This is a genomic window from Pseudomonas sp. MH9.2 (assembly GCF_034353875.1).
GTDB lineage: Bacteria > Pseudomonadota > Gammaproteobacteria > Pseudomonadales > Pseudomonadaceae > Aquipseudomonas.
This window is the reverse complement of record NZ_CP133784.1, coordinates 2,894,618-2,908,246: the sequence shown is the minus strand read 5'-3', so window position 1 is coordinate 2,908,246 and position 13,629 is coordinate 2,894,618. Positions and strand designations below refer to the sequence as shown.

At 58.8% G+C, this 13,629-nt stretch carries 12 protein-coding genes; 6 read left to right on the top strand and 6 right to left on the bottom strand.

Going from position 1 to position 13,629, the window contains the following annotated elements; translation table 11 throughout:
- The first annotated feature begins 90 nt into the window (after positions 1-90).
- Positions 91-1,239, top strand: coding sequence for an acetylornithine deacetylase (gene argE / locus RHM55_RS13695; protein ID WP_322176921.1), 1,149 nt, complete (start codon positions 91-93; stop codon positions 1,237-1,239).
- Positions 1,240-1,385: 146 nt separating this feature from the next.
- Positions 1,386-2,684 carry an amino-acid N-acetyltransferase gene (gene argA / locus RHM55_RS13690; RefSeq protein WP_322176920.1) on the top strand — a complete coding sequence of 433 codons (1,299 nt, stop codon included), beginning with the start codon at positions 1,386-1,388 and terminating at the stop codon, positions 2,682-2,684.
- Positions 2,685-2,741: 57 nt separating this feature from the next.
- Here the strand turns inward: argA and gshA are convergent, their stop codons facing one another.
- The 3 genes from gshA to RHM55_RS13675 form a co-directional block, all read right to left on the bottom strand.
- Positions 2,742-4,328, bottom strand: a complete 1,587-nt coding sequence (gene gshA / locus RHM55_RS13685) for a glutamate--cysteine ligase (RefSeq protein WP_322176919.1) — start codon at positions 4,326-4,328, stop codon at positions 2,742-2,744.
- 199 nt (positions 4,329-4,527) lie between these two features.
- Positions 4,528-4,911, bottom strand: a complete 384-nt coding sequence (locus tag RHM55_RS13680) for a PaaI family thioesterase (RefSeq protein ID WP_322176918.1) — start codon at positions 4,909-4,911, stop codon at positions 4,528-4,530.
- On the bottom strand, positions 4,911-7,238 hold the full coding sequence (locus RHM55_RS13675) for a Tex family protein (protein WP_322176917.1): 2,328 nt from the start codon (positions 7,236-7,238) through the stop codon (positions 4,911-4,913). The genes RHM55_RS13680 and RHM55_RS13675 overlap by 1 nt, the downstream gene beginning before the upstream one ends.
- Positions 7,239-7,470: 232 nt before the next feature.
- On the opposite strand from RHM55_RS13675, the gene ompR reads away from it, so the two are divergent.
- A complete protein-coding gene (ompR, locus tag RHM55_RS13670) occupies positions 7,471-8,211 on the top strand; it encodes a two-component system response regulator OmpR (RefSeq protein ID WP_219062907.1) in 741 nt (246 codons plus the stop codon).
- A gap of 170 nt (positions 8,212-8,381) precedes the next feature.
- Positions 8,382-9,695 carry an ATP-binding protein gene (locus RHM55_RS13665; RefSeq protein WP_322176916.1) on the top strand — a complete coding sequence of 438 codons (1,314 nt, stop codon included), beginning with the start codon at positions 8,382-8,384 and terminating at the stop codon, positions 9,693-9,695.
- Positions 9,696-9,824: 129 nt separating this feature from the next.
- Here the strand turns inward: RHM55_RS13665 and rimK are convergent, their stop codons facing one another.
- From rimK to RHM55_RS13650, 3 genes are all read right to left on the bottom strand, one after another.
- Positions 9,825-10,730 (bottom strand): 30S ribosomal protein S6--L-glutamate ligase, encoded by a 906-nt coding sequence (gene rimK / locus RHM55_RS13660; RefSeq protein ID WP_219062904.1) that lies wholly within the window; start codon positions 10,728-10,730, stop codon positions 9,825-9,827.
- Positions 10,727-11,143, bottom strand: a complete 417-nt coding sequence (locus tag RHM55_RS13655; protein ID WP_322182930.1) for an ATP-dependent zinc protease — start codon at positions 11,141-11,143, stop codon at positions 10,727-10,729. The genes rimK and RHM55_RS13655 overlap by 4 nt, the downstream gene beginning before the upstream one ends.
- Positions 11,144-11,225: 82 nt before the next feature.
- Positions 11,226-12,008 (bottom strand): EAL domain-containing protein, encoded by a 783-nt coding sequence (locus RHM55_RS13650; RefSeq protein WP_322176915.1) that lies wholly within the window; start codon positions 12,006-12,008, stop codon positions 11,226-11,228.
- A gap of 120 nt (positions 12,009-12,128) precedes the next feature.
- Here RHM55_RS13650 and RHM55_RS13645 point away from each other — a divergent pair, with 120 nt between their 5' ends.
- Positions 12,129-12,536, top strand: a complete 408-nt coding sequence (locus tag RHM55_RS13645) for an RNA-binding S4 domain-containing protein (protein WP_322176914.1) — start codon at positions 12,129-12,131, stop codon at positions 12,534-12,536.
- A 180-nt stretch (positions 12,537-12,716) separates the two neighbouring features.
- Complete coding sequence (gene hslO / locus RHM55_RS13640) at positions 12,717-13,619, top strand: Hsp33 family molecular chaperone HslO (RefSeq protein WP_322176913.1); 903 nt, start codon at positions 12,717-12,719, stop codon at positions 13,617-13,619.
- Positions 13,620-13,629: the final 10 nt, after the last annotated feature.

The following is a 13,629-nucleotide window of genomic DNA, read 5'->3' as shown; positions in this document are numbered from 1 at the left end:
ACGTGGCTGCTGAGGCCGAACAGTGTACAGGACATGTTTATTCATGGGGGCCGATAGCCCTATGATGGTGCTCAAACGAGGAGATTACTCATGCCCTTGCCGTCCATGAAAGACCAGTTTTCCGCGTTGATTGCAGCGCCGTCGGTGAGTTGCACCCAGCCCGCGCTGGATCAATCCAACCGTGCCGTGATCGATCTGCTGGCGACCTGGCTGGGTGATCTGGGGTTTGCCTGTGACATTCAGCAGGTGTCGCCCGGCAAGTTCAACCTGTTGGCGAGTTTCGGCAGCGGCCCGGGCGGTCTGGTATTGGCTGGGCACAGCGACACCGTGCCGTTCGATGGCGCGCTGTGGCAAACCGATCCGCTCAAACTGACCGAGGTCGATGGGCGTTGGGTAGGGCTGGGCAGTTGCGACATGAAAGGCTTCTTTGCCTTGGTCATCGAAGCAGTGCAGCCGTTGCTCGATCAACCGTTCAAGCAACCGTTGTTGATTCTCGCCACCTGCGATGAAGAAAGCTCCATGGCCGGCGCTCGAGCGTTGGCCGCAGCGGGTCGTCCTTTGGGTCGTGCGGCGGTGATCGGTGAGCCGACCGGGCTCAAGCCGATTCGCCTGCACAAGGGCGTAATGATGGAGCGCATCAATATTCTCGGCCGCAGCGGCCATTCGTCCGACCCGAGTCTGGGTCACAGCGCGCTGGAGGCGATGCACGCGGCGATCAGCGAATTGAAGGGCCTGCGTCAGCAATGGCAAGGCGAATACCACAACCCGCAGTTCAGCGTGCCACAGCCGACCCTGAACTTCGGGTGCATTCATGGCGGTGACAACCCGAACCGGATTTGCGGTCAATGCTCGCTGGAGTTCGACATGCGGCCCCTGCCGGGCATGGACCCGCAGGTGTTGCGTGCCGCGATTCGGCAGAAGCTGCAACCGCTGGCAGAACTGCATAAGGTGCAAATAGACTATGCGCCGCTGTTTCCCGAAGTGCCGCCGTTCGAACAGGCCGCCGATGCCGAATTGGTGCGCGTCGCCGAACGTCTGACCGGGCATCGCGCCGAGGCAGTAGCGTTTGGCACCGAAGCGCCTTATCTTCAGCGCCTGGGCTGCGAAACCCTGGTTTTGGGCCCTGGTGACATTGCCTGTGCTCATCAGCCAGGCGAATACCTTGAAATGTCACGCTTGCAGCCTACGGTGCGTCTATTACGTCAGTTGGTTGAACATTATTGCCTGACCCCCGCATGAGTCGGGTCAGCTCAAGTGATTTCGAAGCCGTTGGGCTCTAAATAGAAGGAGAATGCGCGTGTTGCCAAGCCTGTTCCGACGATAACCACCACAGTGCTGTGTGTGTTCTTACGCGTTCGTCCAATCTTTTACAGGCTCTTCAAGTCATGCCCGACTACGTTAACTGGCTTCGCCACGCTTCGCCGTACATCAATGCCCACCGCGATTGCACCTTTGTTGTCATGCTGCCCGGCGACGGTATAGATCATCCGAATTTCGGCAATATCGTCCATGACCTGGTGCTGTTGCACAGCCTCGGCGTGCGACTGGTGCTGGTGTACGGCTCTCGCCCGCAGATTGAAAGCCGTCTGGCGGCGCGCGGCCTGACACCGCAATTCCATCGTAATTTGCGGGTCACCGATGCGGCGACCCTCGAATGCGTCATCGACGCGGTAGGCTCCCTGCGTGTCGCTATCGAAGCACGCCTGTCCATGGACATGGCCGCTTCACCGATGCAGGGTTCGCGCTTGCGCGTGGCGGGTGGCAATCTGGTGACTGCGCGGCCGATTGGTGTGGTCGAAGGCGTGGATTATCACCACACAGGCGAAGTGCGCCGGGTCGACCGCAAAGGCATCAACCGCCTGCTCGACGAGCGCTCCATCGTGTTGCTGTCGCCGCTGGGGTATTCGCCGACGGGGGAGACGTTCAACATCGCCTGCGAAGACGTCGCCACCCGCGCCGCCATTGACCTGGGCGCGGATAAATTGCTGCTGTTCGGTGCCGAGAGCGGCCTGCTGGATGACCAGGGCAAGTTGGTGCGCGAGCTGCGTCCACAACAAGTTCCGGCGCACATGCTAAGGCTGGGGAGCAACTATCAGGCCGAACTGCTCGATGCAGCGGCGCAAGCGTGCCGTGGCGGTGTCGGTCGCAGCCATATCATCAGTTACGCCGAAGACGGTGCTTTGTTGACCGAGCTGTTCACCCGCGACGGTTGCGGCACGCTGGTCGCGCAAGAGCAGTTTGAACTGGTGCGTGAGGCGGCGATTGAAGACGTCGGCGGTTTGCTGGATTTGATCACTCCGCTGGAAGAGCAGGGGATTCTGGTGCGCCGTTCGCGCGAAGTATTGGAGCGCGAGATCGAGCAATTCAGCGTGGTCGAGCGCGAAGGGCTGATCATTGCCTGTGCCGCGCTGTACCAGATCGCCGATTCAGATGCTGGCGAGTTGGCCTGCCTGGCCGTCAGCCCGGAATACCGCCATGGCCGGCGTGGCGATGAACTGTTGGAGAGGATTGAAGCCCGGGCCCGGGCGAAGGGCTTGAAGACCCTGTTCGTCCTCACCACCCGCACCGCGCATTGGTTCCGTGAGCGTGGGTTTGAGCCGAGCAGCGTCGACCGCCTGCCCAGCGCACGAGCATCGCTTTACAACTATCAGCGCAATTCGAAGATCTTCGAGAAGGCGTTGTAGGGGCTGTGTCCATCGCGGCGGAACGTGCTTGTAACTGCACGTCCTGCCGCGATGGCGTCAGTTACTGATCGCCAAAATGCTTGCTTGATACGAACCGACAAACGTATCGAAATCGACAATCTCTTCGGTTTGCTCCAGCTCGACCTGTTGGGTAATTGAGTTGCGGGCCAGGGTTTCGAAGTGCAACTGTTCTTCAGCGCTCAACGGTTCGCTGCGGAAGTACTCAGCGTGTACCTGGCTCTGACGGAAGGAGAACGCGGTGAAGCCTTCCTTGTGTTCAGTCATGCTTGCCAGCACTTGTGCCGAAGGTGTCCGTGAAGAATCGTTGACCTTGGCCAATTGCGCGGCCAGGGCTTTAACGTGTTCTTCGCCGCCGTGGCTCTGATCAAGTAGCTGCGACAACGGTGCGATTTTTTCCAGCAACTCGGTGGCCCAGGCTTTCAAGTCGATCGTGGTGTCGTTACGCCGCAATTCCAGACCCGGACGACGACCTTCCTTGACCACCGTCAGGAAGTTCGAGGCTGCGTTGGTACATTCGTTGTTCGCCAGTTGCGGGCTGTCCTGCAGGGCGCAATACAGCACGAACGCGTCGATGAAGCGCGCTTGCTGCAAATCGATACCCATAGGCAGGAAAGGGTTGATGTCCAGGCAGCGGACCTCAACGTATTGCACGCCACGGGCCACCAGCGCCTGAATCGGACGTTCGCCGGAGTAGGTCACGCGTTTAGGGCGAATGTTGGAGTAGTACTCGTTTTCGATCTGCAGGATGTTGGTGTTGAGCTGAATCCACTCGCCATCCTTGTGGGTGCCGATCTCGACATACGGCGGATACGGCGTCGCCACCGCTTTACGCAGGCTGTCGGTGTAGCTGGTCAAGTCGTTGTAGCACGGGGTCAAGCCGGCCTGGGCGTTGCTCTGGTAGCCCAGATCGCTCATGCGCAGGCTGGTGGCGTAGGGCAGGTACAGCGTGTCGGCGTCCCATTGCTCCAACTGATGCGAGCGACCGCGCAAGAAGCTTGCATCCAGTGCCGGCGAGGCGCCGAACAGGTACATCAGTAGCCAGCTGTAACGGCGGAAGTTGCGAATCAGGGCGATATAGGACGCCGACTGATAGTCGCGGTCCGTGCCGACAAAGCCTTCGGCCTGCTTGAGCAGCGGCCAGACTTTTTCCGGCAAGGAGAAGTTGTAGTGAATGCCGGCGATGCACTGCATGGTCTTGCCGTACCGCAAGGCCAGGCCTTTGCGATAGACGTACTTGAGCTGACCGATATTCGAGGTGCCGTAGTAGGCAATCGGGATATCTTCTTCGGCTGGCAGCGGACACGGCATCGAAGGGCTCCACAGGTACTCGTTGCCGAGCTTGCTGTAGGCGAATCGATGGATCTTGTCCAGGCTGGACAGGGTTTCGGCCGGGTCCGGCAGCGCGGGCGTGATGAACTCAAGCAGCGACTCGGAGTAATCGGTCGTGATTTGCTCGTGGGTCAGCGCTGCGCCCAGTTGTTCCGGGTGCGGTGTCTGCGCCAGGCGTGCTTCGCCCGTCACGCGCAGGCATTCACGCTCAATCCCGTGCAGGCACTGCTCCATCAGGGAGAGGTTAGTGCGCTCGCTAAGCAGAGCCAGGCGGCGGTTGAGAAGTTCGCTCAAGTTGGATTCCTTCACGCGTCGGTCGCCCCAATATGGGGGTGGAAATGACGGTCTACAAGGGTGAAGAGAGGAACTGGCGTTGTCGCCTGGTTTTGGTTTGAAACGCCGATGCCCGTTACTTGGTCTGGCCGCAGCCCGAACAGAAAATTCCGACACTGTTTTCGCAGTGCCGAAATTAACCCAAATCGACGTGCGACAGCTAGATGACTGCGAACGTCCCTTGTGCTTTTGCGACCAGTTTGTCGCCCTGCAGCACTTCTGCCTCGACAACCAGCGTGCGCCGCCCGGCATGCAGCACCTTAGCGATGCACAGCACCTCGCCTTCGGACACAGCCCGGACGTAGTTGATCTTGCACTCGACCGTCACGCTCTGCTGATCGAAACCGTGGGAGCTGGAACAGGCCAGCCCCATGGCGATATCGACCAGGCTGAAGATCGCACCGCCATGCATCACGTTGCCGCGATTGCGCAGGTGAGGTTCCAGCGCCAGGCTGACTTCGGCAACGCCGTCGTCCAGGCGCTGCAGCTGGCAGCCGAGCATCTTGAAATAAGCGCTCTGGGTCAGCCCTTCGGGGATGACCATCAACGTTTCTTCAACTGTTTGGCGTTGGCGAACAACGAAGCCATTGCGTTATTGGTCGGTGCTGCGGCTACCGGGGCTTCCTTGCGGGGCGTGGTTTGTTGTTGCGAGCGAGGAGCAGACCCAGGACGCGCGCCACGGGCACCGTCGATTTTCTCGCCTGGGGTGTCGCTCATGCGCATCGACAGGCCGACGCGTTTGCGCGGGATATCGACTTCCATGACCTTGACCTTGACCACGTCACCGGCCTTGACCGCTTCACGCGGGTCCTTGATGAACTTCTCGGACAGCGCGGAGATATGGACCAGACCGTCCTGATGCACGCCGATATCGACGAAAGCGCCGAAGTTGGTCACGTTGGTGACCACGCCTTCGAGGATCATCCCCAACTCCAGGTCCTTGAGCTCTTCGACGCCGTCTTGGAACTCGGCTGTCTTGAACTCGGGGCGAGGGTCGCGGCCCGGTTTTTCCAGCTCTTGCAGAATGTCGGTGACGGTCGGCAGGCCGAAAGTTTCATCGGTGTATTTTTTCGGATCAAGGCGCTTGAGGAAGCTAGCGTCGCCAATCAACGAACGGATATCACGGTCTGTTTCAGCGGCGATGCGTTTTACGAGCGGATAGGCTTCCGGGTGAACTGCCGAGGAATCCAGTGGGTTGTCGCCGTTCATTACACGCAGGAAGCCGGCAGCCTGTTCGTAAGTCTTTTCGCCGAGGCGACTGACTTTCTTCAACGAAGCACGGGTCTTGAAGGCGCCGTTTTCATCGCGGTGAGCGACGATATTTTGCGCCAGCGTGGTGTTCAGGCCAGAGATGCGGGCGAGCAAGGCAACCGATGCGGTATTCACATCGACGCCAACAGCGTTCACGCAGTCCTCGACCACCGCATCCAGGCCTCGCGCCAGTTTCAGCTGCGAAACGTCGTGCTGGTACTGACCGACACCGATAGATTTCGGATCGATTTTCACCAGTTCGGCCAACGGGTCTTGCAGGCGGCGGGCAATCGACACCGCGCCACGGATCGTCACGTCCAGCTCCGGGAATTCCTTGGCAGCCAGCTCGGAAGCCGAGTACACAGAGGCACCGGCTTCGGACACCATCACTTTGGTCATTTTCAGACCTGGGTATTTTTTGATCAGTTCGGCGGCCAGTTTATCGGTCTCGCGGCTGGCAGTGCCGTTGCCGATAGCGATCAGGTCCACCGAATGCTTGGCGCACAGTGCGGCCAACACGGCGATGGTCTGGTCCCACTGATTCTTGGGTACGTGCGGATAAACCGTCGCGTAATCGAGCAGCTTGCCGGTCGCGTCGACCACCGCCACTTTGCACCCGGTGCGCAGACCAGGGTCCAGGCCCAAGGTGGCGCGAGGGCCAGCCGGTGCCGCCAGCAGCAGATCATGCAGATTGTGCGCGAACACATTGATCGCTTCGGTTTCCGCGCCGTCGCGCAGTTCGCCCAACAAGTCGGTTTCCAAATGGGTGTAGAGCTTGACCTTCCAGGTCCAGCGGACCACTTCGGCCAGCCATTTATCGGCGGGGCGATTCTGGTTTTGCAGGCCGAAACGCTCGCTGATCATCATTTCACACGGGTGCATGGCGCCAGGCAGCTCTTCGCCAACTTTCAGGGATGAGCTGAGAAAACCTTCGTTACGACCGCGAAAAATGGCCAGGGCGCGGTGCGATGGCATGCTTTTCAGGGGTTCGTCGTGTTCGAAGTAATCGCGGAACTTGGCGCCGGCTTCTTCCTTGCCAGCTACCACGCGGGCGCTGAGAACAGCCTCGTGTTTGAGGAAGCTGCGCAGTTTCTCCAGGAGGTTGGCGTCTTCGGCGAAGCGCTCCATCAGGATGTATTTGGCGCCTTCGAGGGCGGCTTTCACATCGGCCACGCCTTTTTCCGCGTCGACAAACCGTGCTGCCTCGCTTTCCGGGTTCAGGGTCGGGTCGTTGAACAGACCGTCGGCCAACTCGCCCAGGCCAGCTTCCAGGGCAATCTGGCCCTTGGTGCGGCGCTTTTGTTTGTAGGGCAGGTACAAATCTTCGAGGCGGGTTTTGGTGTCGGCGAGTTTGATGTCGCGCGCCAGCTCCGGGGTCAGCTTGCCTTGCTCTTCGATGCTCGCAAGGATGCTGATGCGCCGCTCGTCGAGTTCGCGCAGGTAGCGCAGGCGCTCTTCCAGGTGGCGTAACTGGGTGTCATCAAGGCTGCCGGTCACTTCTTTACGGTAACGGGAGATGAACGGCACGGTTGAGCCTTCATCCAGCAGAGCGACGGCCGCTGCGACCTGCTGTGGGCGGACACCGAGTTCCTCGGCGATGCGGCTGTTGATGCTGTCCATAAAACCACCTGGCAAATTGTGAGCAAATAAAACGCGATTGGCCATTGTCAGGCGCTACCTGACTTCAAGGCGGCGCATTATACCCAGCGATCTCTGAATAGGGGGATTGCGCCCTTTCACGAGGGCTACCAACAACCGTTGCTGGCGACTCAGGAAAAATCTGCTAACAATGCACACAGTACGTAAACCGGCAGCTACGCCATAATGCGCACCGAGATCAAAGGAGCATCTAATGAGCAGTACTGCACAACCTGCTGAAGGCGAAAAAATCCTCATCGTTGACGACGACCCAGGATTAAGCAGCCTGTTAGAGCGTTTTTTCACCAGCAAAGGCTATCGCGCGCGCGCCGTGGCCAACGTCGAGCAAATGGATCGCCTGCTCGCACGCGAGGTTTTCCACCTCGTTGTCCTCGATTTGATGCTGCCGGGTGAAGACGGGCTGTCCGCTTGCCGCCGCTTGCGTGCTGCGAACAATCAGGTGCCTATCATCATGCTGACCGCCAAAGGCGATGAGCTGAGCCGAATTCGTGGTCTGGAGTTGGGTGCTGACGATTACCTGTCCAAGCCGTTCAACCCCGATGAACTGGTGGCACGGGTCAAAGCCGTATTGCGTCGTCAGGCGGTGCCTGTTCCCGGTGCGCCAGGCAGTGAAGATGAGTCCGTGACATTCGGTGACTATGAACTGTCGCTGGCAACCCGTGAGCTCAAGCGTGGCGATGAAGTGCACATGCTGACCACTGGCGAATTCGCGGTGCTCAAAGCGTTGGTGATGCATGCCCGCGAGCCGTTGACCCGCGACAAGTTGATGAACCTGGCCCGTGGACGCGAGTGGGATGCGTTGGAGCGTTCCATCGATGTACAGATTTCGCGACTGCGTCGCTTGATCGAGCCGGACCCTTCCAAACCGCGCTACATCCAGACTGTCTGGGGCGTGGGTTATGTGTTTGTTCCCGATGGTGCCGGAACCAAGTGATTGGCGCTGTGTAGGCGCCAACCAGGACCGCTGAGTCCTGACTGACACACTCGATAGCCCTGTTCAGGGCTATCGACGTTTTGGGTCGAGGCGTTTACGCGACGGATACCAATCGCGCTTCGCCATTTTTGCGAGCCTGGCTCGCGCCTGCAAAGTGTGTAGCGACTGCAATGAAAACCCCGCTCTGGTTCCCGCAAAGCTTCTTCTCTCGCACTCTGTGGCTGGTGTTGATTGTCGTGCTGTTCTCCAAGGCACTGACCCTGGTTTATCTATTGATGAACGAGGACGTGCTGGTCGACAGGCAATACAGTCACGGTGTTGCGTTGACCTTACGCGCCTATTGGGCGGCGGATGAGCATGATCGCTCGGCGATTGCCGAGGCTGCCGGGTTGATTCGGGTGGTCGGCGGCGGCGTGCCCGAAGGCGAGCAACATTGGCCGTACAGCGAGATTTATCAGCGTCAGATGCAAGCCGAGTTGGGTGCGGACACCGAAGTGCGTCTGCGGGTGCATGCGCCGCCAGCCTTGTGGGTGCGGGCCCCAAGCCTGGGTGACGGTTGGCTGAAAGTACCGTTGTACCCGCACCCACTGCGCGGCCAGAAAATCTGGAGTGTGCTGGGCTGGTTCCTCGCCATTGGCTTGTTGTCCACAGCCTCTGCGTGGATCTTCGTTCGACAGCTTAATCAGCCGCTTAAGCGTCTGGTCTTTGCTGCCCGCCAGTTGGGGCAAGGGCGCAGTGTCCGATTGCCGATCAGCGACACGCCCAGCGAAATGGCCGAGGTATACCGCGCCTTCAACCAGATGGCCGAGGATGTCGAGCAGGCCGGGCAGGAGCGGGAATTGATGTTGGCGGGGGTCTCCCACGACTTGCGAACCCCCTTGACCCGCTTGCGTTTGTCCCTTGAGTTGATGACGCAAGAGAATGAACTGACCGATGGCATGGTCCGCGATATCGAAGACATGGATGCAATCCTTGATCAATTCCTGGCGTTTATTCGCGACGGGCGTGATGAGGAAGTCGAAGACGTCGACCTGAGCGATCTGGTGCGTGAAGTGGTGGCGCCGTTCAACCATCCGACCGAGCAGATTCGGTTGTGTCTGGAGCCGATTCCACCTTTCCCGTTGCGTCGGGTTTCGATGAAGCGCTTGCTGAACAACCTGATCGGCAACGCCATGCACCATGCCGGTAACGGCATTGAAGTCGCTGCTTATGTGTCAGGTGACGCCAATGCACCCTATGTGGTGCTGAGTGTGCTCGACCGGGGCGCCGGGATCGATCCGTCGGAGCTGGAGGGTATCTTCAACCCCTTCATCCGTGGCGACCGTGCGCGTAGCGGCAAAGGCACCGGTCTGGGCCTGGCCATCGTCAAGCGTATTGCGGCCATGCATGGTGGCAATGTCGAGCTGCGAAATCGTTCTGGGGGCGGCCTGGAAGCGCGAGTGCGCTTGCCATTGGGGCTGATGTTGCCGAGGGATGCGGTTTAAACGTTATGCGCTGACTTCGCTCCCGATCCATCCATTGTGGAAGCGAATTCACTCGCGAAGACTCTTTGTTACTCTTCCTGCTCAACAAGACCTGACACTCCGGACAGGTCTTGTGTTTTATCCGTTCTGTCAGCCCTTGCCTTTGGTCCGTGTCATGTTCGGGCCGCTGTTTTTCTCCAGGTATTCAATGATCATCCCGGCAACGTCCTTGTTGGTGGTGGTTTCGATACCCTCAAGGCCCGGTGACGAGTTCACTTCCATCACCAACGGTCCGTGATTGGAGCGCAGGATATCCACGCCCGCCACGCTCAGCCCCATGACCTTGGCGGCGCGGATGGCCGTCATGCGCTCTTCGGGTGTGATTTTGATCAGGCTGGCGCTGCCGCCACGGTGCAGGTTCGAGCGAAACTCCCCCGGTTTTGCCTGACGCTTCATTGAGGCGATGACCTTGTCGCCGACCACGAAGCAGCGAATATCCGCACCGCCGGCTTCCTTGATGTACTCCTGAACCATGATGTCCTGCTTCAGGCCCATGAAAGCCTCGATCACCGATTCGGCGGCAGTGGCCGTTTCGCACAGCACCACACCAATGCCTTGAGTCCCTTCCAGCACCTTGATCACCAAGGGGGCGCCGTTGACCATCTGGATCAGGTCGGGGATGTCGTCCGGGGAGTGCGCGAAACCGGTGACCGGCAGGCCGACGCCACGGCGGGAAAGCAATTGCAGCGAGCGAAGCTTGTCCCTGGAGCGCGCGATAGCGACCGACTCGTTGAGCGGGAAGACGTCCATCATTTCAAACTGACGCAGCACGGCGCAGCCATAGAACGTCACCGAAGCACCAATCCGCGGGATCACCGCATCAAAACCTTCCAGCGGCTTGCCGCGGTAGTGGATCTGCGGCTTATGACTGGCGATGTTCATATAAGCGCGCAAGGTGTCGATCACCACCATCTCATGGCCACGCTCGATGCCCGCTTCGACCAGGCGACGGGTGGAATACAGACGCGGGTTACGCGACAGCACAGCGATCTTCATGCAGCACCTTTGGTAGAGGTAGTAGAGGCCGGGAATGCCGGCTTGTCCTGAACGTATGTAATGCCTGGATTGACTACCAACTGGCCGTCGATCAAAGCGTTTGAGCCGAGCAGCAGCCGATAGCGCATGGCTTTACGGCAGGCCAGTGTGAACTCCACCGGCCAGACCCGATCACCCAACGCCAGGGTGGTGCGGATGACGTAGCGGACCTGTGCCTGGCCATTGGAGCTTTTTATGGTTTTCATCGCGACCAGTTGCGCTTCGCAACGGCGATGGCGCAGTTGCACCACCGTGCCGAGGTGCGCGTTGAAGCGCACCCACTTTTCCCCATCGCGTTCGAACGGCTCGATCTCGGTCGCGTGCAGGCTTGACGTGCTCGCCCCGGTATCGATTTTCGCGCGCAGGCCAGCCACCCCTAAATCAGGCAGCGCCACCCACTCGCGAAGGCCAACGACCGTTAAATGATCAAATGTTTTCAAAACGATTCCGTACGCCTCAAACAGTCCGCCAAGCACCAGGATCTATCTGGGCCAAGGCTTTAAATGCAGGTTTGGCGAACCAGAAGCCTTGCATCAGGAAAATCCCGCAGTCAGCCAGAAAGTCTCGCTCCCCAGGCGTTTCGATGCCTTCGGCGATGACTGTAACGCCTAACTCTTCACAGATTGTGACAACCCCACGAACGATAATCTGCCGAACGCGATCGTGATCGATATCGCGGATCAGCGCCATGTCGAGTTTGATCAGATCTGGCTGAAAGTCGGCCAGCAAATTAAGCCCGGAATACCCCGCGCCAAAATCGTCGATGGCTGTCTTGAAGCCGAATTCGCGGTATTCACGCAGAATATTGGTCAAATGGCGATTGTTATCTAAATGATCGCTTTCCAGGGTCTCGAAAATCAGCCGGTTTAGCGGGAAATCATGTTCCTTGGCTGCTTCCAGTGTGCTGCGGATACACAGCTCGGGACGATAGACAGCACTGGGCATAAAGTTGATCGACAGATTTTCTTTCATGCCGAGCTGTGCGGCCCCCTGAATCGCCTGTGTGCGGCAACGTTGGTCGAAACGGTAGCGATTCTGCTCGTTGACCTGGCTGAGGATCGACAACGCCCCTTCGCCGTTGGTGCCACGCACCAGTGCTTCATGGGCGAACACCGAGCGGTCGCGTAGATCGACAATCGGTTGATAGGCAAACGCAAAGGTAAAATCCAGGGCGGGGCTGCTTTGGCATCCTTGGCAACCCACTTTAGGAGAGGTCAACGAGCTTGGGAAATCAGTCACGTAGCACTCCGGTGCGAAAGGGACCTTCAACATAGGCGGCATATTAATCCAGGGATTGGTTTGCCGCCTGCTCGACGTGACGTAGTACAGTTCCGACTATTGCACGATTGAGGAATTCTGATGGCACAAAAACCAGAAGAGGACGACAAAGTTCGCCTGGACAAATGGCTTTGGGCGGCGAGATTCTTCAAAACTCGCGCCTTGGCCAAGGCGGCTATAGAAAGCGGCAAGGTCCATTGGCGGGGAGAGCGCTGCAAGCCCGGCAAGGAGCCGCGCATCGGCGACGAGTTTCAGATTCGTGCAGGTTTTGATGAGCGCACGGTGGTGGTTCAGGCATTATCGACCACACGCCGTGGTGCGCCAGAAGCGCAGGCGCTTTATGCCGAGACAGCCGAAAGCATCGCCAAGCGTGAAAACGCTGCGGCCATGCGCAAAGCGGGCGGTTTAGGCATCAGCACTGAAGGGCGACCGACCAAGAAGCAGCGTCGGCAGCTTCATCAGTTTCGCGACACGGGCAGTGACGATTGAACCCGGCGTCACCTTTAAAACGCCGTCATCCCGACGGCATTCGATCTGTCTTGGAAGAATTCGGGATTGTTCATAAAATGCCTTCCGTCGGCATGGCTTACAGCACCCGGTTATCAGGTGCTAAATAGCGTTTAGTCAGCGCTTTTCCTTATTTTGTCATCACTTTAGATACCTTTTCTTATGCCTGATTTTCCGGACAACGATTACACCCAGCGTTTCATTTTTGAAGAAAGCGATGTGCGCGGCGAGCTGGTCGCGCTGGAGCGTAGTTACGCTGGGGTGCTGGCCAAACATGACTACCCCGAGCCGGTCGCCCAGTTGCTCGGTGAGCTGCTCGCTGCTGCGGCTTTGCTGGTAGGCACCCTTAAATTCGACGGGTTGCTGGTACTTCAGGCGAACTCTAGCGGGCCGGTGTCGTTGCTAATGGTGGAATGCTCCAGCGACCGTGAAATACGCGGCATTGCGCGTTACGACGCTGAGCAGATAGCCCCTGACGCGGGACTGCGAGACTTGATGCCCGACGGCACCCTGACCCTGACCGTCGATCCTCGTCAGGGTAAGCGCTATCAAGGTGTCGTTGCTTTGGACGGCGCTGACCTGTCGGAAAGCCTGACGTCGTACTTTGCCCTGTCGGAACAATTGCAAACGCGTTTCTGGCTCAACGCCGACGGCACGCGCGCCCGTGGCTTGCTGTTGCAGCAACTGCCCGCCGACCGCCTGACCGACCCGGAAGACCGCGCCGCCAGTTGGCAGCATGTCACGACGCTGGCCAGCACCCTGACCGGCGAAGAGTTACTCAGCCTGGACAATGAAACCGTGCTGCATCGCCTCTTCAACGAAGACGCGGTACGCATGTTCGATATTCAGCCGATACAGTTCCGCTGCAGCTGCTCGCGAGAGCGCTCGGGCAATGCCCTGGTCAGTCTGGGCCTGGAAGACGCGCAACAACTGGTGATCGAGCATAACGGCAGCATCGAAATCGACTGTCAGTTCTGCAATCAACGCTATTTGTTCGATGCCACTGATGTTGCGCAGTTGTTCTCTGGCGGGGGCGTGGATTCGCCATCTGATACGCGCCATTAAACATAGGCTA